This is a genomic window from Vibrio sp. Y51_MX_L26 (assembly GCF_024181935.1).
Taxonomy (GTDB): domain Bacteria; phylum Pseudomonadota; class Gammaproteobacteria; order Enterobacterales; family Vibrionaceae; genus Vibrio; species Vibrio diabolicus.
On record NZ_JAMZAS010000001.1, the window covers coordinates 499,773 to 519,543 of the forward strand.

A 19,771-nucleotide genomic window follows, 5' to 3' on the forward strand; every position below is an offset into this window, starting at 1 on the left:
GTTTAAAGCTAAGTCAGTTAGCTTGTTGTGTTTGGCTCGGTAGGGGTTGTCCTGTATTGAATGATACTGTTAGTGGCGGCTCTGGAACTTCTAAGAAGCAGGCGATTACCCTATAGAGTTCTCCTTCCGCAACGGTAACCTTTCCATCCGATTCAATCGCTAATCGACACGCTTTTACGAACAAGCGACGACTTTTCGGTTTGAGCTGCAGTAGGAGCTCTAAAGCGGCGCGATTTAGGCCCCAGTTCTTATTTGCGGGTTGTAACTCTGCATCATTAAAGCCCAAACAGGTTAGGGCGCTGCTAAATGCACGTTGAGCGTCTTCCGGTTGAGAGTGACTAACCCAAGCCAATTCGCGCAGTAGCCAAAACACACTCTCTTTTAATTGCTTTAAAGATTGGAACTGTTTTGTACATCCATACGATTCGAGTAGTTGCTTCTCCAATAAGTTGATGACACACCATTCTGCGAGTGAGTAGTGGTCATCAGTTTGAGAGAGTTCGCGTAGCACCTGGCACAGTCTGTTTTTCTGACCCTCACTTAGCGATTTCAAGGCAGGAATGGAGAGTTCGAGTAATGGAAAGCGTAGATGAAGAGGCAAATCATAATCCAGCCATGGTAATAATTGTGCTTGAGACACCTTTGGGATATGACTTTTTATCATCTCTCGCTGGAGTTCACTGCCATCAAATATCAAGGCAAAAGCAATAAAGCGCGCACTGTATGGTTCACGAGCGATGTCGACAAGTTCGGAAGGAAGTTGGTTAAGTAGTTGTTGACCTACTTCGCTGAGTTCTCCGGTGGTTGGTTTCTCCGGTTGTGTCGATGTCCCTGATGTGAATCCACTAACGTTATCATTCTCAAAGCTTGTCGTTGGACGATGCGAACTTTGAGAAAAACTTCCATCCCAACCAGGTTCAATTCGGCGAATCCGTTCTTCTAGTGGAGGGTGAGTAGCAAATAGGCCAGAAAAGCCGGAGAGTTTGCTTTGACCAAACATCATATGGCTCATCTCATCGCTTGCTTTTGTATTCAATGAAGAACCCGCCATATGACTACCAATTTTCTTGAGTGCACCAGCAATGCCTTGATCGTTTCGAGTAAATTGAACGGCACTGGCATCAGCGAGAAATTCACGTTGACGAGAGATTGCGGCTTTGATCATCGAGCCAAACAAGGTGCCAATCCAGCCCAGAACCAAACAGATAATCGCAATCAGCATGATAACCGCAAAGCCTTTATCGGAATCGGAAGAACTTCTTGATACGCGACTCGTATGATGAGTGTTATCTAAGACCAAGTGTCCAAAATGTGCAATGCAAGTGATGCCAAACAGTACGCCGATAAGACGCGTATTCAAACGCATATCTCCGTTTAAGATATGGCTGAATTCATGAGCAATGACACCTTGTAGTTCATCTCGCGTGAAGCTATCCAGTGCGCCTTGTGTGACGCCGATGACGGCATCATCAATGCTCATGCCTGCTGCGAAAGCATTGATACCGCGCTCTTCCTGCATCACATAGACGGGAGGAACCGGAATACCAGATGCAATTGCCATCTCTTCCACAACGTTGAGCAGTTGTCTATGTTTTGCATCTAAGGTGTTTGAGGAAATCAGCTTGCCGCCTATGCTCTCAGCAACACCTCGGCCTCCATTGGAGGTGAGGGCGGATAAGCGAACCGTTGAACTTATCGCAACAACCAGCAATACACCGGCAAAGCACAACAAGACGTAGGTAAGTGCGGTTTCTTGATCAAAGTGTTCGCCTGTTACTCCGTAATAGATACCAATCGATAATACGCTTACCAAACCAGTGATGGTGACAACTGCTAAGGAAAACAGGAACACCAAAAGCCCAGTGCGTTGACGCGCGGTATCTTGATGGTCAAAGAAATCCATTAGAACTCAACCTTCGGGGCCGCTTGTATTTCAGCACTGTCAGAAAACTCTAACAGTTTGCCATCTTGGAATCCGAATGCGTTGGAAAACAACACTGGCGGGAACGTTTGTTTGTATGTGTTGTAGCTGGTTACCGCATCATTAAATGCTTGGCGAGCAAACGCAACTTTGTTCTCAGTGCTGGTTAATTCTTCTTGAAGCTGACTCATGGTTTCATTCGCTTTAAGCTCAGGGTAGGCTTCCACTACAACATTAAGTTTGCCCAACGCACTTTGCAGCATGCCTTCTGCTTGGTTTAGTTGGCTAATTGCCGCATCACTACCAGGTGCGTCACTGGCTGCTTTCAGGCCAGCAATTGCTTGATTACGAGCTTGGATGACACGTTCAAATGTTTCTTTTTCGTGTTCCATATAGCCTTTTGCAGTATTAACTAAGTTCGGAATCAAATCGTATCGACGTTTTAATTGAACCTCTATTTGAGCGAAGCTGTTTTTGAAACGGTTTTGTAGAGTAACGAGCTTGTTGTAGATACTGACGGCGTACACCACAATGAGCAGGACAATAACGATAAAGACAATAAATGCAGTCATAATAAATCCCATTTTCTTAATGTATTCAGTTCTTATATAAACTGTTGAGATATTAAGCAAATGCTTCTGAAGAAGCGATGCAATAACCGAGAAATATGTCACGAGTTGAGTAACAATTAAAATGCATTTACAAAGCAATACAGAAAGAATAATGGCACTGGAGAGATGAAAGAAATAGGCCCAGCTAGAAGCCGGGCCTTGTCGATAAGCAATATTGGCGATGCCGTTAGGCACTCATTGGAACAAGCACCATAGTACCAATTATAACTGTGATAAGACCGGCAAGAACCGGAACAGATGTTCGTTTTACAACCTCAAACGGGCTGATGTTCGCCATACCGGATGTCGCAACGATTACGCCAGACACTGGTGAGATAGTACGACCTAGGTTTGATGCTTGAAGCATCGGGATAATTAGGAACGCTGGGTTTAGTCCCATTTTCGCAGCCAAAGATGGTGCCAACTCTACAAATGCATAGAAAGGCGCGTTACCAGACCCCGTTGCAATTGCTGCTGCAACTGTCAATGCAGTAAGGATAAGCATTAAAGCAACACCGCCTGCACCTGCATTGTCTGCAAGGTGAAGTAGGTTATCGATAGCGCCGATAGACATTAGACCTTGAGCAAAAACCCCCGCTGCAACCAAAAGCATCACAACGCCTTTGAACGCGTCAGCCATGCCAGCGTAACAAGAATCTAAATCTTCCAGTGATTTCTTACCATCAAACTTATTTACAACGTAATGGATCAGAGCGCCAAGGAAAATCGAACCGACCACAATAGTGTAAATGTCTAGGCTAAGTCCTGGAATGGTACGACCGTTGAATAGGAACACGCCGATGATAGGTAGAAATGGCAGTGCCGCATAAAACGCTGGTGCATCGGCTTTGATCTCTGATACGTCAATTTTTTCCATTGGCGTATTTTCTTTCTTATCTAAGTATTTGTTCCAGAAGAAAGCCGCGGCAGCCATCACGATGATTGCGCAAATAGAAACAGGCAACACTGTTTGTACCGCAAATACATCAAGCGCCAAGCCAGATTTTTCGGCGGCGATCACCACATCACCAGAGGTTGGAGAAAGAATGATTGCCGCAGGAGAGGCACAAACTGCAACCGCTGCTGGACGAGAGATCCCCATCGCGACCATCATTGGGAACAATGTCGCCATTAATAGTACGCCAAGGCCAGTTGCAGAACTTACCGCAAGAGACATCAAACACGCCACAATGTAAGCCGCTACCAAAAGGACATAAGGAGACTTGATAACAGAAAGCGGTTTAGAGAACTGTTTCACTACAACGTTATTCGCGCCGATGTGAGTCATATAGGAAGCGAAGCCACATAGCAACATGATTTGCATACCAAGGCCGCCGCCGCGGTATTGTAGCATGTATTTCACGTATTCTAGCGCGTCTGTCACCATGTTACCGGTTGAGGTGATTTTTGAGGGCAGCACGTCATGCCCCAATACGCCAGTCATAAGAAGTAAAGCAATACCAGCCGTCAGTAACACGCCCGCTGCTTTATAGCCTTTGACGATAAAGTAACCCACAGCAATGGTGACAACTAAGCCAATTAAGAGCTCTAACATAGGGATCTCCGAATGTTATGAAAAAAAGAAAGAAACTGTTTCAGTTTATGACAAGGAATTTACAGAATTCTTAACTGTGGCACGAGACAAATATGGGGCTTGCATGATCTGAGACAAATAATAATTTAATAATTAATTTCGTTAGATTGTATTGTTGGAATTTGGTTTTCTAAGTGTTATGTGCTGGTTTGAGGCTGTTTGCAGGAAGGAAAATATGACCAGAAATTTGAATAAATAGTGAGGGAATTGATTCAAAATGAGAAAAAGAAACAACTCAGTGAGTTGGGAGAGGGTAATAATCCTTGCAACAAAAAAGCTTCGCCGAAGCGAAGCTAAATCGTAAGGATAGGTTAAGTTAAGCGTATCGGCGCACCATGAGGTTCCAACTGCGTTGTTGCCGTTCGAACTCCGCTTTGATTTGCTGATACTTTATCTTTGTCACAGAGCACTCGTATTTTTTTACCACACTGGCTGTTTTTGCACCGAGCACTTCCTTTCGCATCTCATAATATTCCTGCATGTGATGAACTAGCGCATCAAACTCGTGTTGTAACTGATCGAGAATCGTCTGCGTATTCGGTTTTGCTCCCAGTTTTTCTTGTGCTTTCTTCAAGAGTTGAGTTGCGCGAGCTTTTTCTATTCTAAATGTTGGCGTTGTGCGTAATTTAGATGTCAGTCCTAGCCAAGAGCATGACTTAATCAACCACTTTGTCGGATCGTAATGCCACCAGTACACACCATTACGATAGTCATTCTCGAAGATATGATGGAAATTGTGGTAGCCCTCACCAAATGTGAAAAAGGCTAACACGCCGTTGTCGCGAGCGGTGTTTTTGTCCGTGAAAGTCTGTTTTCCCCAAACATGCGCAAGTGAGTTAATGAAAAAGGTCGTGTGGTGGCTCATAAAGAGTCGAGCGGCACCAACTACTAATAACATACCCCAAATATCGCCGTAGATAATACCAAGAGCGACCGGAAAGCCAATATTGGTGAGTAGAGCAAGTGGAACATAGTACTTATGTTGCCACATGACGATTTTGTCACGCTTTAAATCGCGGCAGTTGGTGTATTCGTTTTCCTGCGATTTGTTGTAGTCGCGTAACATCCAACCAATATGAGAATACCAAAAGCCACGTTTAGCTGAGTAAGGATCTTTGTCGTTATTGTCGACATGCTTGTGGTGTACACGATGATCAGAAGACCAGTGTAATGCACTATTTTGCAAAGAAAATGCTCCTCCAATCGCAAAAATAGCACGTAAAATTGGATGAGCTTCGTATGTTTTGTGGCTCCAGAGTCGGTGATAGCCTGCTGTAATAGAAAGATTCGTAAAACTGAATGCCATCACTCCCCAAACTAGATGCTCCCAACCCAGTCCAAAATGATATGCATACCAAGGCATTACAATAAAAGTCAGAACAAAACTGGAAGAAAATATCAACGTATTCAACCAGATAATGGGTGGTTTGTTTTGAGTCACAGGTGTATTCCTAACTTTGAGCTAACAACTGTTCGCCAGAATATCAGCGTACACGTGTAAGTCAAATTAAAGTTAGACAAATGTGACTGTTCCTTTGGATGTACATTAAGGAACTTGATGGGATATTTTGCTTTTAATTGAATAATGAGTAGTATTAAAAAATGAGCTCTGGCTTAAGGTGTATAAAATCTGCCAAGAAACAAGTGTTATAAAGGTGGAATATGCCGAGACTCTATAAAGAAGCAAAAAATGTAAGAAAATAGGAATACGTAATGGATTTACGATTAGCGGAATATAAGGACTACGAGCGCATTGCGCATCTTCATGCGGATAGTTGGAAGCGTCATTACCGTGGCATTCTTAGTGATAACTATCTTGATAAAGAGGCGATTGACGACAAACTACTGATCTGGCAAACCCGTCTGACCAACCCACCATTCAACCAGCACATTGTCTTGGCGGAAGAGGGTGGTTTGTTGCTCGGCTTCGTTTGTGTGTTTGGCAACCATGACTTCGAGCGTGGAACCTTTATTGACGCACTGCATGTTGATGACAGCTACCGTGGTCGTGGTATTGGCAAGCAGCTATTACTTGCTGTCGCAGAATGGCAGCAACAGTACTTTAAAGACACTGGTCTTTATCTAGAAGTCGTATCGCAAAACATTTCTGCAATTGAATTCTACCGCCATATTGGAGGTCAAGAATGTCAAGAGCGAACTTGGCGTGCGCCTGGTGGAACAGAAGTATTGGAGAAGGTATTCCGTTGGAAGAATGCTCAGTCACTAGTCAGTGGGATAGAAGAAAACGTTATTTACTCCTAGTCTGACGTTTTAGCTTAACAATAAGAGCAGCATCAACGCTGCTCTTTTTTGTGCCTGTACCTAAAGTATTGTGTTTCAGTGGGCGACTCAAAAGCAAAGCCCCATGGCTTTTAGCTCTGACTCGCATTGCTGAGCATTTTCAAATTGAATGGCAGCCATGCCTACCGTTCGGGCTCCTTCGACGTTGTATGGCATATCATCAAGAAATACCGTTTCCTCGGCCTGAAGCTGATATGTTGAAAGTAGGGCTTGGTAGATCTCAGCTTGTGGCTTTAGTAACTGCACTTCAGAAGAGATGATTGCACCGTCAAACAGCGGCCAGAATTCATAGGTAGCACGAAGATGCTCAACAATTTCGTTAACGTTGTCTGTGAGCGCATAAACGCTATATCCTGCACTTTTTATTCTTTTTAGCAGTTCGACACTGCCGTAAAGTAATATTTGTGTATGTTTGACGTAGTAAAAAAAGCGGTCCATTTCTTCCGCTGTCACTTTGTGCTCACGTTGATAGCAAAGTTTGGCTTCCTCTTCGGAAATGATTCCTTTGTTTAAGTCTTTCCAGATTTGTGATGAAAACAGCAACTGGGCCATTTTTTCCGCTTCTACTGAGTGACCAAATGTTAAGCGAACAATCTCTACCGGAGACCAGCGTACTAATACATTTCCCACATCAAAAATTACGTTTTTTATTTGTAAAGGTTCCATAACACACCCCAAGCCAATTGTTCATCACCGCGTTACATCCACAGTGAATGCTGTCGTTAAATCTTTGGAAGTTCGAGCCAAAGGCGCGGTTTAAATGTCTCGAACGTATATGAGATTAACATCCCTTAGGATACAACGCGATTATCGCAAAATTACACTAAACTATATGCAACTTCATTTATTTGGTTGTAAATCAAGTGTCTCTATCTTAAAAGATTGAAATTAAAGACAAGCGTCGCGAAATATTTGCGCCATTTCGCGCTGCTTATAAGCGTTAAGTAATATATAATTACTTAATAATAAAACGATAAGAATGAATGCAAATCACACTATTGGGACGTCAGGCGGAGTAGGCAAAATAGATAATATGGACTCGATACGTAAGGTTTATCAATATGCAGAACCCAACCTGACTCTCGTTGGTTGGATGGGGTTTCTTGGCTTTCCGCTGTACTACTTTGTTTGGGATTTTGTTTTCCCACAGGCTTATGAAAACTTGCCGCTCAGACTGTTTTGTTCACTATTGTTCTTTGGCATCATTTTTAGAAACCGCTTGTCGTCAACGTGGCGAAAATATATCCATATTTACTACCAAGTGACGATAACGATCTGCTTACCGTTTTTCTTTTTCTATATGTTATTGATGAATGACTGGTCCAATGTTTGGGTCATGTCCTTTATGTCCGCGATTTTCTTGCACATTCTATTGGTTCATGTCACAAGAGTTATGTTCGCTCAAACTTTTGCCGGAATAGGTTTAGCGACGTTCTTTGCTTGGGTGGCGAAAGGGTTTCATCTCGATTTAACAATGGACTGGACGCATGTACCAATCTTTCTCTTTATTTATGTATTTGGCAATTTATTCTACTTTCGGAACCAAGTAGAGCACGAAGCGAAAGTGTCGTTGGCCAAGTCATTCGGGGCCGGAATTGCGCATGAAATGCGTAACCCTTTAAGTGGCCTTTGTACGTCAATCGATGTTATCCAATCAGTCTTACCCAGTAAAAAAGAAGCCGAGAAAGACCAATATCTGATGAGCGGAGAGGATGTCACCCTGCTGCGCGAAGTTAGTGAGGATGCGATGAACATCATCCAGTCGGGCAACGAGACGATAGATTTACTTTTGACATCGATAGACGAAAACCGTGTCTCGCGATCCAGTTTCCAAAAGCATTCTGCTCACTCAGTGGTTGAAAAAGCGATTGAAAGCTTTAGTTATAAGCGTGCGACGGATCGCTTTGCTATATCCCTAGATGCGAGAAGTGAGTTTGATTTTCTTGGTAGCGATACCTTACTCAAATACGTTATGTATAACCTTTTCAAGAACGCCTTCCATCATCGCACATCTGAAGATTTCCACATACATGTCTCCATGACGAGTACGGAGCACTCAAACCAAATCGTTGTAACCGATAATGGTGCAGGCATTGCTCCTGATGTCCTACGTAATATATTTCAGGACTTTTACACAACTGGTAAGTCAGGCAGCTATGGTTTGGGTTTGCCATTTTGTAAAAAAGTGATGCGTTCTTTTGGAGGTAACATTGAATGCCAGTCTCAGCTAGGTGAGTGGTCTCAGTTCACGTTAACTTTCCCGCCGATCACATCTGATATCGTGACTGAAATTAAAAACGATTTGACCAAACTCAAAACCATCCTAACGGTGACTAATCAAGATATTCTTGTGTCGAAAGTGACGGACATTAGCCGTTTTATGGGTTTTGAATCAACGATCTTAGATGTTAATCAAGTGCTCAAAAAGAAAGAGTATGAGTTCGAATTCGACCTGATTTTTATCGATCTTGAGAGCTTGGATGCAAGAGCAAACCAATTAGATAGATTAGAATCTCTTCTGTCTTTCACGGAAGCTCGTATCGTTTATCTTTTTGAGCATCACCCGACACAGAGAGCATGCAAAGTGGCATATGAGCCTATTTGGGTCGAGACTCAAGCCTGGTTATTGAATACTAAGCCAACCATTGACCGTCTCTTGTATGATTCAAGCTATGTGTCGACACCAACGGCCTCAGTGGCTTTGGATACGTCAAATAAGCGGACAATTATGGTCGTGGATGATAACGAATCTTTGCGAAAATTTACCGCGATGTTACTCGAAAAGCAGGGCTTTGAAGTGATTCAGAAAGAAGACGGGCAGCAAGCACTGGATACATTAGAGCAAGAGAACGTTGACCTCATTCTTATGGATATCGAGATGCCCATCATGGATGGTGTAGAAGCTTCAAGGCGAATTCGAAGCTCGGATAAAAACTATGCGTCGGTACCTATTATTGCGCATACTGGGGATAGCTCACCTGTTACGCTGGACAAAATAGGCTCTTCTGGCATGTCTGACTTTATCGTGAAACCAGCGGATAAAAATCGCTTATTCGACAAAATCGCAAACTGGATTTAATCACTCGCAACTGTGTTATCTCGAGACGAGTTGATCATAACGCGAATACGGATAAAGAGCTCAGCAAAACTGCTGAGCTCTTTATTTTTACCTACACTCTAGCTTATACAAACTCTAGATCGGGATGAACAAACGCTTCTTGGCAGGCGGAAAGAACGTGATCGACTTCGGCGGCAGTCATGTCCGCATTGACAGAAAAACGAATGATGTTCTTGTTTCTTCCTGTTGCAGGGCGACAGAAAACTGCACCAAAGACATTCCTTTCTTCTAGAAAGTTGCGAACTCGCTCAGTGTTTCTTTCGTTGCCACATTCTAGCGCGATAATTTGCGACTCACTGCGAATAGTAAACCCAATACGTTTTAAACCAACGGCTAGAGACTTCGCTCTTTTAAACAAAATCTCCCGCTTGTCATCGGCTTTCTTTATGACGTCCAGTGTTGTTTCTAACCGAATGATCTCTTGCGGTAACACGGTAGAACTGAAAATGGCAGGATACGCGACAAATGGAAGCGTCTTCGCCAGCTTTTCTGCCCCTAAAATTGCGCCAGCACGATAAGCAAATGTCTTTGCAAGACTTACGGTTACAAAATCCACCATATGAGTCAAATCCAGCTCTTGCAGTAGCCCAGCGCCTTGCGGACCGTGCGTACCTAACGAGTGCGATTCATCCACAACTAAGCCGCAGTCAAACTCTTGTGCTATTTCGTAGATATCACGTAGAGGAGCAATGGTTCCGATAGTGCTGTAAACCGAATCCACAACAATAATTCCCGAACCATGGCGTGAAATCTGTTTTCGCAAGTGGTTGGTGTTGTTATGCATGAACGGATGAATTTGTGCTCCTGCGATACGTGCACCTTCCCATAAAGACATATGCGCAAAGAAGTCGATATACACAGGTATGTTCGGTGCACAAATAGTCTGTAATAAACCGACATTCGCTGCCCATCCCGATTGGGAAAGCAGACAGCTAGGCATGCCGACAAAACTGGCTAGTTGAGTTTCAAATGCAGGTTTCGACTCATCATCTTGCAAGAAAATCGCGGACATCACGACGTTGTCATCGTGTTGAGAAATCGCATCACGATGCGCGTTTTGAATCTCCTTGTTATGAGACAGTGCAAGGTAATCATTGCTTTGCATAACAATAGCATTACATGGTGGACGTTTACCAAGAACAAGGTGTTTTTTGTTCTCGTTCGGTTCAATTAGATCTTGAATATGAAAATCTAGGCGTTCCTCAATAAAGGAAGGAAGTGGTTTGCTTTGTATAGTTTCACTCATAATAAATCTCTTCTTCATATGGAAAAACGCCAGCGCTGACACTTATTCATATTGCGGATTTTGGGGAGAGTGTCACTAACCAGGTTGCATAAGTTTGCAGACCCTTGCAAACTCGACATTTGAGGGTTGGATGGTGGCTGTAACTCTATAGGGGCCCGGGGTCTAAACTAGTTTGTGCTTAAAGTTTATACGGCGATTTTGCGGTGTTTTTTTCGTGCTTCATATCTGGATTTTGTATGAGGAATATAAAGTTTGAAAAGTGAAAAAATGGGCGCATTAGATAACAAAAAAGGCGCGAAAATCGCGCCTTAAAATATGATTGGAAAAAGATAATATCAGTTTATCGCTTATTACGTAGATAGCGCTTGCGGCGCTCTTCTTTACGCTTCGCTTTTTCTTCTTCTTTACGAGCGGTTTCAATCTCGACTTCAATCAGCTCTTGAGTGATCATTTCTGGGCGCTCTAGTGTAATTTGGCCTAGTGTGCCTTGGCGAAGTTCGTGCAACAAAATCTCGGATACTTTGTGCAAGTCCACACGTCCACCTGCGCGTAGTGCACCACGACGGCGACCAATCTCTTCCATGATCTCGATATCTGATTCAGGAAGCTCTTCGATTTGGTAACGCTCTTTAAGCTTGTCTGCATAGTGGGCTGCTAGGTACTCAATGGTGTAAAACGCAACCTCGTCGTATTCCATCGCAGTATCTTTTACAGCGCCAGTAGCAGCTAAACGGAAGCCACTGTGTGGGTTTTCCACTTTAGGCCACAGAATCCCTGGAGTATCGGATAAAACGATGCCATTTTGCAGGTTGATGCGCTGTTGACGACGTGTTACCGCGGGCTGGTTACCTGTCACCGCGATCGTTCGACCAGCTAGAGTATTGATGATTGTTGATTTCCCAACGTTTGGGATCCCCATGATCATGGTACGAATGTTTTTACCGATCTCTTCACGGTGTGGGGCAAGTTTACGGCAAAGCTCCATGATTCTATGCACTTCTTGCGGTTCTGACGTCGTGATCGCCATTGCTTTTACGTGTTGCTCTTGCTCCAAGTGCTCAATCCATAATTGAGTTAACTCAGGATCGGCCAAATCACGCTTGTTCAAGACTTTAACGACTGGCTTGTCACCACGGATTTGAGATATCAAAGGGTTTTCACTACTGAAAGGAACACGAGCATCCAGTACTTCGATGATCACATCCACTTGTGGGATTGCTTCTTCGATCTCTTTGCGTGCTTTGTGCATGTGGCCAGGAAACCACTGGATTGAGTTATTAACCATTTGAAAAATATACCTTTAGTTTTTATGGCTAAGCTGGTGTGGCATCAAGTGGGGTACCAAATGTATTTTATTCTTCACTTGTAGCTACAACAGCACTGATGTGACCATCTTAACATTTTATTTTGGGTACTAAAATGTTGATAACTACTAAACCAACCTTTCTAGTTCTATTGCTAACAACGAAAAATGATGCGTAAATGCACTATTGAAGTTCAGAGTAATTGGTGTTGTGAGCGTAAAAAATAGGCATATTTATATCATGATGAAAACTTAAATGCATCAAGTGTAATTATTTCACAGTTGTAGAACGAATTATTCCGAATACCTATAAAGTTATATGTACTCTATCGTTATCATGTATCCATATTAACGAAGGAAACTCCTAATATCGATTCAATTTGAAGTGACTATTAATTTCTTAATTTTTAATGTTTTAGGTGGGTTAGCTTGATGTTGTTTATAAATGACCATCATAAATAACATTTTTATATCTTATATTATAAATTCCTATAGGAATGCTTTTTGGACAAGGTAATCATACTGTAAATATATTTATTATAAAGGATTAATAAAGTAGTAAGTTACCTTAAATACAAGTGTAAGCCGATTTAAAAAATATCGAAGAGAAAATAGAGCTCTAAACTTAACGCCTAAAACTTTTCGTCGAGTACTGATAAAAAAAAGTCTGTTACTGATAACGCCCTTTTTCTGAGAGTTTTAACATGAGTTAAAAACGAGGCCATAAAAACAAACTGTATTTTGTTAACCGTGGCGTCAGAACCTCTCTCGGAAAAGTTTGGAGTTGTTATGGAAAAAATGCAGTGGGAGAAAGTGCTCGGTGACACAGTAGGTCAGCCAGTCTCTTTCGACGAATTCTCATTAACATCGGTAATGTTTGAAGAGCCTAAAATGATAGTCAATCTCGAACTTCGCGTAAATGAACTTGTTATTTATGCCTTGGTTGGAGAACTGATAGAAGAAAGGCAAATGTGGGGGCTTCTTGAAGGAAACTGTCTCTGGAATTCAACCAATGGTGCAACGCTCTCATTGCTCGATGAGAAGCGTGTTTTGCTCGCTATGTCTGTGAGCCACCAAGACCAACTGCGTTTTTCTGAACTTCTTTCCGGGTTTGTCGATGCTGCTAGCTACTGGCAGCAAAAGTTATTAGAGGCGGAGCCAGCGACAGTTGATGCGCAGGATATGAGTGGCTTCTCTTCTTCTCGCAGTTCTTTATTTGTTTAGGAGTGATGCCATGACTTCAGTGAATACGTCTTTCGTTGATCGTTCTCTTCATACTAATTCTGTACAGGAAGTGGAAGGTGCTAACACCAACAGTCCGTTGGCGCTAAATGTAGCGAGCAATCCACAGCTAAGTGGCAATGCTAGCTTATCATCTGCGCACCGCGTTGAAGCCTTGTTTAGCCAAAATCAACGGGAAATCTTCACTAATTTTCCCCAGTCTGTCCAAACGGCTTTATTGGAAACGCCTTATCTAAAAGAAAAGAGCGATACCTTATCAAACCGAGAGTTTGGAAAAGTGCTTGCTGCGGCAGGACATTTAGAAACGTATCTAGGTTCTTCTTCTAGCAATCTACAACTGTTTGCCAACGCGGCGCTTGGTAACGTATTTAAAACTGGCGATAGTTCGCTATTACTTAAAGCGCTGGATCGTCTTCCTGTATCTGAAAGTGTCAATATTGCCCGTGATGCGGTGTCCACACTAAAGAGCGACAAGACCGCAGAAAATTACAGTAATGCTTATCAAGCGCTGGCAAAGATATGCGAAAACTTGGAAAAGGGGTCTCCAGAGCACACTCGAATTGCCGGACTAGCAGAACAGTTACGCAGCGGAGGGCTAGAGCAGCTACGTGATCAATTCAAACAGCAATTAACCGAGCAGTTCAGTGGATTAACTAAAGGCGGCACGGAGTCAGCCGTATCGACCTCTTTTGAGATAGGTCCTGCGCTTGGTCTGTTTAATCTTGAGGCCGCATCGGTAACCGTTGAGCTCAAATACGACTTCAAAGTGTTTGGTGGTGATGACACAAAAATTCGCGCGAAGCATAACTTCTCTCTTGGTGTTAATGCCTCAGCGGGTGGAGGCGAAGTACCTGTAGACGTTCATGTTGGTGGTAATTTGGGGCTGGGCGCAGCACAAAGCTTCCCGAATCTTAAGTCGTTTGTGGATTATCATGCCAATGATATGATCGCGATGCTTGCAGGAAGTGGTGTTAAGAAATTGACCAATTTAGGCGGTATCCATCAAGCTCGTAAAGCTGACCGATTACTTGAAAGTGTTGTCGCAAACAACCACAAACTACAGCAAGACTTACGTCAGCAAGGGATCTTAGGACAAGGCGACAAAATAGAAGTAAAAGGCAGAAAGTACGATGCTCCGGTGAGAGCAGAAGCCTTTGCTGGAAGTCTTTCTGGCGGTGCTGGTGTAGGGATAAAAGATCTTTCTAAAATCAGCGGTGGTGGCTCTGCGTCGATAACCGAGACTTACTTCACTAAGCATACCGATTTGCTCCAACAACTGCGTCAGCAACCTGTCCGACTTATGGCTCGTAATCCGGACTATTTTACTGTTTCAGTACCGTTTGAAGGATATGCAAAAGACGCTGAATTTCTTGGCAGTCGCCAGACTCTAAGCGGTTCACAAGGTTTAGAGTGGATGAAAGAAACGGCGTTGGAGGTCAGTGACCTTGCCCAAAAGGTAAAAGCAGATCCAACGGCTCAAAACCCCAAAACCGGCGAACTCAATGCTGATGTCTTGAAAGCAAAGCGTGCTGAGATCAAAGATGTCATTACCACTTTGTACAAAGAGTACGAGAGCTATTCAATCCTCGTTAACCAGAAGGATTCGAGTAAAAGCCGCGATGCGGATAAGCAAATGGGCGTTATTAAGCATGGTATGGAAAGTGACCGCGGTGCTGTTGGTCGAGGAGAGTATTTACGCGCGGTGATCTGTAGTCATGTTGCGTTAACCCAAGCTTACTTGGCGAGCTTCTCTGAGGGAGAGGTGCCTTATCTTAATAAAGACGAAGCAGGTTTTTGCCAATTCCTTACCGAGATCGACCGTGCTTATAGTAACCCTCAGATGAACCTTGACCAAAAGCGAGACATTGAAAAACAGCTAACGCTAGTGTCGGGGGCGCAAAGCACCAACGTACAACTGAGTGGTAATGTATCTGTGCAAGTTCCGGGTGTGAGCAAAGATGTTGGAATGGTCGTCAAATACAACAATATTGTAGGAGACATCAACCCCGACAATGATGGTGAATACCTTAATATCGCCTTCACTGCCAATGTCCCGCTAGGTGAGCCGTCATCAAAAGAGGGAACACAAGGTGCGAAGAAAACCTTTGCTCGTGCGGTTTTAGGGGAGGCGCTTAGTCAGTTTCTTTCGAGAAATTCCATCGAAGCTCAGTTGCCAAGTGACGCGACTTTAGGGCTGGAAGGTGCACTTGGACTCGGTGCTCAACTTGAGTTAAACATGGTGAAAGGGGAAGACAATAAATTCCATATTCAATACATTCGCGCGACGGAATCCAGCTCACTAGGTGGCAAAGGTTCCGTGACTGCAGGTGCTGTTAAGTTTGGTGGTGGTGTGAGTGTTTCTTCTAATACGCATTTATCTGAGTGGTTAGGTGATGACACATTAACCTACTTACAAACCAAGTTTAACGGCTGGTCAGTGGGGCAAGAGCCACAGCTTTGGCAACGTTATTGCGATAATCACCACAAAGGTTTGGAGAGGGTATTCAATAAACTGATTGAGCCTTCTAGCAATGCGGCAAAAGAGCTCACCAAGATGGCTGAAGACTCGAAGGATATGAAAACACTCAAATCCGATCTGCTTAATAAAATTGGCGAATGGGCTGAAGATAAGTCCGAGGCAACATTCAATAACGCATTAGACAGTTTCAATAAGGTGCTTGCTGGGCAACATCACGCCTATAAAGATGAAGCCGTATCCCGCCTATACTCAAAAAAGCGCTAATCTAATTTATTGCATAAAAATTAAAAGGGCCCTATCGATAGAGACAAGAGGGTCCTACTTTGGCAAAGTTTTCTAGTTCTTTATTTTTAATTAAGAAGTACATAACCAGTTTGGTCTTTATATAAGGCACACTCTGGAAGGAGAGTGGTTTCATTATTCTTACTACCTGTTCGGATAGTTGTAAGGTAAATGGGAGAGTATTAGAGCTACTTTTAGAATGTGATTAGGCAAGCTTTAAAGTCTAAATATCAACAATTTTACAGAGCTTGCTTTAAAGCATCAGCTCTAAATTTTCCTAGCTATCTTTAGCTACTCATAAACACGTTTTTTAGTCATTATATCTAGTGTTAAGCTTTTATTTATCAGTTGGTTGCATTGTTCAGACGTTTTAAGTTCAGTGTTTATGCAAGGTTTGATTCCTGTGCGACCTCTATATTGAAAGTTTTGGGCTCTTTGTCTATCTTACATACGAGAGCTTTCCGGAGGAGGAAGCGCGCGGTTTTGAGTCGAGAGAATTTATTGGGGACGGTCTAAAGTAATAGTAACCTTGAGTTAATGAGTGGCTTGTCTTTAACATCTTATGATGCTCGATGTACTCAGCACCCTCGAAGATCAATCCGTGTAAGCAGAAAGGGGCTAAGAAGTACTCTAGTGCTTGTATAGACTCTTGGTCGGCGTGTTTTAGAAAGCTTTTGTCAATCTTGATACGATCCCAAAGTATGTTGCCAAGTGACATGTTAGCCAGCTTGTTGTTACGGTGATAGTCATCCAGCCAAATCTCGATATTGTTCGCTTGTAACACTGATAAGTTTTCGCGTATTTCTTGTGATTCGGTATAACAATCAAGCTCGCTTATCTCAAGAGCAAACTTAGCACCATTGAAGCTTAAAAGCTCACGGACAAAATCTTCGTCAGCTAAACAAGAGAGTTTAATATTGAAAGAGTGTAGTTGGTGAGGGTATTTTTCAAGAGAAAATCGAATTTGTTGTAAAGCGAGAGTTTGAATAAACGTGTTGTCTATAATAGAAAAGAATACGTCGTTGTTTATGTTGCTTTTATCAAAAGTGTTTATCTTAGACAAAGTTTCGTAATATTGAATTTCTTGGCTTCTAGGACAGAGGATAGGTTGTACTAACGTTTTTATATCAAAGTCAGTCAATTTGAAGCTAGGTAGGTAAGGCATATTCCTTTTCATATTATCCACTTTATCAGTTTACTATTACTATGTTTGACTCACACTTAAGCATCGTTTCATATTCTATATCTAAAGTTATTACGTCAGGAAATTAAGAATTATAATACCTCTATAAATAATATTTAATGTTCATTAAGCACCATCGTGAAAACAGGTGCCTAATGAACGATGATAGAAATTTATTTCGCAACAACAGACAGTTCTACGTCGAATTCTTCACGACCACTGATGCTGAAATAGTATTGTCCCATTTTGATCGACCCGTCTTCATTTTTTGGGATTGAAATCGTTTCGTTACTGCCATGGGTGTAGTTCGACCATTCGTACTCGAAGTAGTGGCATATTTTGTCGTAACAAGCGTATAGATCGGCATCACCAGTGCCGGAGATAGACACTTCCAGTTGATTATAACTTTCTGAAACATCGACAAAGAAGAGCGTTTCAGAGAACTTTTTACCGCTTACTTGGATGCTGGTATTGAGTTCGATTTTCTTAGGCTTCTCTTTCGGTTTTGGCTGAGAAATATCCGAATCGTCAATGTCTTTCGTCACCTCATCCAGCCACGAATGAAACTCGGTATTGTAAGCAGGCCCTAATCGTTCAAGCAGTTTTACCCACTCTTTGTATTGGCCGGTACGCGAGTAACCTAACAGTTCAGTAACGTCTTCAGGATGCTTCTCTATCATGAAGCGTACAGCTAAGTAGCCCCAGCGGTACACACGGTTTAAACCGTCGCTGTAATTCGTACTGAACACGTCTGCCAATGTGTGCGTCTTTTCTTTGCCAAGTACTAGAGCAGCATTGTAGCCCTCTTTGTAGTACATGTATTCAGCAAAACCTTCCAACCACCACACAATATTGCCTTCGCGCATTGTGTCATGGAAGTCACCGTATTGGTTGAATCGACCGTCTAAATAATGCACATATTCGTGCTCTAAGTTTAGAATCGAAAAGTCGTCGTCCCATCCGTTTTGATAAGCGACAAATCGAGGTACATTTCCTTGTTTTGATGGGTCTCGCTCAAGGAACTGTCCGCCGTTGTTGGTTGTGTTATCAAAAAGGAAGCTGGAGTAGGTTGAGTAGTCACTTTTGGTTTTAAAAACAATAACATCGACACTATCGCTATGATCATCAGCGACAGGCTGATATCCGGTATTAACAGTTTGGTGGAAGTCATCTTCTTTGAGGTTTAATGTTTCGCAGCTTGTTATTGCTTGAGCTTCTGTCATCTCTTGAGCAAGAATTCGCGCGGGTCCGCGACAATCATAACTGAATGTCATTATTCGCTGTTTTAATACGGATTTTGAGTTACTTAGCCCTAGCTGCTCAAGATAATCTGATGCATAAGCGTCAACCATTTCGGCGATGCCAACCCAAATTCTGTCTGACTTATCGCCTAGCGGGTAGCGCTTTAACAAAGAATCTAAAGTGTCGACAACGACTTTTTTTGTCTCTGCATCTTCAGTTTTTACCAGCCTAGCGAGCTCTCGCGCGGCATTGCCAAGTAGTTGTTCAGAATCCGTGCCTATCGCCCATTCGTTGTTGGTAATAAAACCACTCAAACGATGGATATAACTTGAGTCAGATTCAATCACATCGTAAAACGCTTTGGTTTGTGAGTGCCCAGCCATAGCGACAAAGATATTGTTGATGGCTTTACGGTAGTAATAGCTGTCGCTTTTATCCGCTGAAAAGCTATCAAGAATAGCGAAAACATCGGGTGCGGCGATTGCGAGTTGTCGAATACTATCAACAACAATCAACATGGATGCGAGCGCTTCTTGCTGTTCGCGACCGTCAGTTAGAGCGTGTGGTGAGCGCAAAAATTGTTGAATGGTATTGGCAATATCTACGCTTAATTCGGATGGAAAAGGTTGTAACTTTTTGGCAAAGGTATCGTGTCGGTTTTTGTAAGCCGCCTTAACGAACTCACCTAAATAGTATATTTGCTGAGCTTGCTCTTTTGTTCCTTTATAAGCCTCAATTGCCTTTTTTAATCCGCCAGTAATTCGACTCACGCTCATGGTACTGAAGACGACGTCTGCTTGCTCTAACGATGGAGAAAACCACGTTCTCATGCACTCGTAGTCACTGTTTGCGACTCTTGATTCGATATTGACTCGGTCAACCGTAAAATCTTCAACAGTACATTTTCCTTTGTGTGGGAAAAGCTCGGTATCGTCATCTACCACGGTGTCATCGTCAGTGGTATCGTCGTCTTTCGTGGAATCATCATCGACGGTACTGTCATCATCTGTATCTGTATCTGTATCTTTATCGTCATCCACAGTTGAATCTACGTCAGCGTTGTCATCGTTTTTGTCGCCAGAATCTACGCCAGCGACAGGAACAGTCTTGACTCCACCGGAAGAATCATCACCACCACATCCAGTTAAAACACCAAGCATGGATAATAGAAGACATGCAGTTTTAATATTTTTCATAGAATTAGTATTGTATTTGAAATGGGCGTTAAATATATATTTTTACTGATGCA

The 19,771-nt window shown here is 42.8% G+C and carries 13 protein-coding genes; 4 read left to right on the forward strand and 9 right to left on the reverse strand.

Going from position 1 to position 19,771, the window contains the following annotated elements:
• Positions 1 to 13: 13 nt before the first annotated feature.
• The 4 genes from NL645_RS02075 to NL645_RS02090 all read right to left on the reverse strand — a co-directional run bounded on the left by NL645_RS02075 (position 14) and on the right by NL645_RS02090 (position 5,567).
• Positions 14 to 1,903 carry a M48 family metallopeptidase gene (locus NL645_RS02075; RefSeq protein ID WP_253651092.1) on the reverse strand — a complete coding sequence of 630 codons (1,890 nt, stop codon included), beginning with the start codon at positions 1,901 to 1,903 and terminating at the stop codon, positions 14 to 16.
• Positions 1,903 to 2,493, reverse strand: coding sequence for a LemA family protein (locus NL645_RS02080; RefSeq protein ID WP_005398201.1), 591 nt, complete (start codon positions 2,491 to 2,493; stop codon positions 1,903 to 1,905). Before NL645_RS02080 ends, NL645_RS02075 begins: the two co-directional genes overlap by 1 nt.
• 226 nt (positions 2,494 to 2,719) lie before the next feature.
• A complete protein-coding gene (gene dcuC, locus NL645_RS02085) occupies positions 2,720 to 4,087 on the reverse strand; it encodes an anaerobic C4-dicarboxylate transporter DcuC (RefSeq protein ID WP_005398199.1) in 1,368 nt (455 codons plus the stop codon).
• A 355-nt stretch (positions 4,088 to 4,442) separates the two neighbouring features.
• Entirely contained in the window at positions 4,443 to 5,567 is a 1,125-nt protein-coding gene (locus NL645_RS02090; RefSeq protein WP_253651093.1) for a fatty acid desaturase, read from the reverse strand.
• 272 nt (positions 5,568 to 5,839) lie between these two features.
• Here NL645_RS02090 and NL645_RS02095 point away from each other — a divergent pair, with 272 nt between their 5' ends.
• On the forward strand, positions 5,840 to 6,388 hold the full coding sequence (locus NL645_RS02095) for a GNAT family N-acetyltransferase (protein WP_005398196.1): 549 nt from the start codon (positions 5,840 to 5,842) through the stop codon (positions 6,386 to 6,388).
• 87 nt (positions 6,389 to 6,475) lie between these two features.
• On the opposite strand, the gene NL645_RS02100 is transcribed toward NL645_RS02095, so the two are convergent.
• Positions 6,476 to 7,093, reverse strand: a complete 618-nt coding sequence (locus NL645_RS02100; RefSeq protein ID WP_150916739.1) for an HAD family phosphatase — start codon at positions 7,091 to 7,093, stop codon at positions 6,476 to 6,478.
• A 367-nt stretch (positions 7,094 to 7,460) separates the two neighbouring features.
• Here NL645_RS02100 and NL645_RS02105 point away from each other — a divergent pair, with 367 nt between their 5' ends.
• Entirely contained in the window at positions 7,461 to 9,506 is a 2,046-nt protein-coding gene (locus tag NL645_RS02105) for a response regulator (protein ID WP_253651094.1), read from the forward strand.
• Positions 9,507 to 9,609: 103 nt separating this feature from the next.
• Here the strand turns inward: NL645_RS02105 and cqsA are convergent, their stop codons facing one another.
• Together cqsA and ylqF are read right to left on the reverse strand one after the other, a co-directional pair.
• Positions 9,610 to 10,791, reverse strand: a complete 1,182-nt coding sequence (gene cqsA / locus NL645_RS02110) for an alpha-hydroxyketone-type quorum-sensing autoinducer synthase (RefSeq protein ID WP_253651095.1) — start codon at positions 10,789 to 10,791, stop codon at positions 9,610 to 9,612.
• 340 nt (positions 10,792 to 11,131) lie between these two features.
• Positions 11,132 to 12,076, reverse strand: a complete 945-nt coding sequence (gene ylqF / locus NL645_RS02115; RefSeq protein ID WP_253651096.1) for a ribosome biogenesis GTPase YlqF — start codon at positions 12,074 to 12,076, stop codon at positions 11,132 to 11,134.
• A gap of 807 nt (positions 12,077 to 12,883) precedes the next feature.
• On the opposite strand from ylqF, the gene NL645_RS02120 reads away from it, so the two are divergent.
• Positions 12,884 to 13,318, forward strand: coding sequence for a type III secretion system chaperone (locus tag NL645_RS02120; protein WP_253651097.1), 435 nt, complete (start codon positions 12,884 to 12,886; stop codon positions 13,316 to 13,318).
• 10 nt (positions 13,319 to 13,328) lie between these two features.
• Positions 13,329 to 16,079: a hypothetical protein gene (locus NL645_RS02125; protein ID WP_253651098.1), complete on the forward strand. Its 2,751-nt coding sequence runs from the start codon at positions 13,329 to 13,331 to the stop codon at positions 16,077 to 16,079.
• A gap of 457 nt (positions 16,080 to 16,536) precedes the next feature.
• Here NL645_RS02125 and NL645_RS02130 read toward each other — a convergent pair whose 3' ends face one another.
• Both NL645_RS02130 and NL645_RS02135 read right to left on the reverse strand, forming a co-directional pair.
• On the reverse strand, positions 16,537 to 17,274 hold the full coding sequence (locus NL645_RS02130) for an EAL domain-containing protein (RefSeq protein ID WP_253651099.1): 738 nt from the start codon (positions 17,272 to 17,274) through the stop codon (positions 16,537 to 16,539).
• Between the two features lie 179 nt (positions 17,275 to 17,453).
• A complete protein-coding gene (locus tag NL645_RS02135; protein WP_253651417.1) occupies positions 17,454 to 19,682 on the reverse strand; it encodes a M9 family metallopeptidase in 2,229 nt (742 codons plus the stop codon).
• Positions 19,683 to 19,771: the final 89 nt, after the last annotated feature.

Bases quoted from the DNA above. Each gene is read 5' to 3' on its own strand.
- NL645_RS02075 (WP_253651092.1), bottom strand. From the start codon at position 1,903: ATGGATTTCTTTGACCATCAAGATACCGCGCGTCAACGCACTGGGCTT.
- NL645_RS02080 (WP_005398201.1), bottom strand. From the start codon at position 2,493: ATGACTGCATTTATTGTCTTTATCGTTATTGTCCTGCTCATTGTGGTG.
- dcuC (WP_005398199.1), bottom strand. From the start codon at position 4,087: ATGTTAGAGCTCTTAATTGGCTTAGTTGTCACCATTGCTGTGGGTTAC.
- NL645_RS02095 (WP_005398196.1), top strand. From the start codon at position 5,840: ATGGATTTACGATTAGCGGAATATAAGGACTACGAGCGCATTGCGCAT.
- NL645_RS02100 (WP_150916739.1), bottom strand. From the start codon at position 7,093: ATGGAACCTTTACAAATAAAAAACGTAATTTTTGATGTGGGAAATGTA.
- NL645_RS02105 (WP_253651094.1), top strand. From the start codon at position 7,461: ATGGACTCGATACGTAAGGTTTATCAATATGCAGAACCCAACCTGACT.
- cqsA (WP_253651095.1), bottom strand. From the start codon at position 10,791: ATGAGTGAAACTATACAAAGCAAACCACTTCCTTCCTTTATTGAGGAA.
- ylqF (WP_253651096.1), bottom strand. From the start codon at position 12,076: ATGGTTAATAACTCAATCCAGTGGTTTCCTGGCCACATGCACAAAGCA.
- NL645_RS02120 (WP_253651097.1), top strand. From the start codon at position 12,884: ATGGAAAAAATGCAGTGGGAGAAAGTGCTCGGTGACACAGTAGGTCAG.
- NL645_RS02125 (WP_253651098.1), top strand. From the start codon at position 13,329: ATGACTTCAGTGAATACGTCTTTCGTTGATCGTTCTCTTCATACTAAT.
- NL645_RS02130 (WP_253651099.1), bottom strand. From the start codon at position 17,274: ATGAAAAGGAATATGCCTTACCTACCTAGCTTCAAATTGACTGACTTT.
- NL645_RS02135 (WP_253651417.1), bottom strand. From the start codon at position 19,682: ATGCTTGGTGTTTTAACTGGATGTGGTGGTGATGATTCTTCCGGTGGA.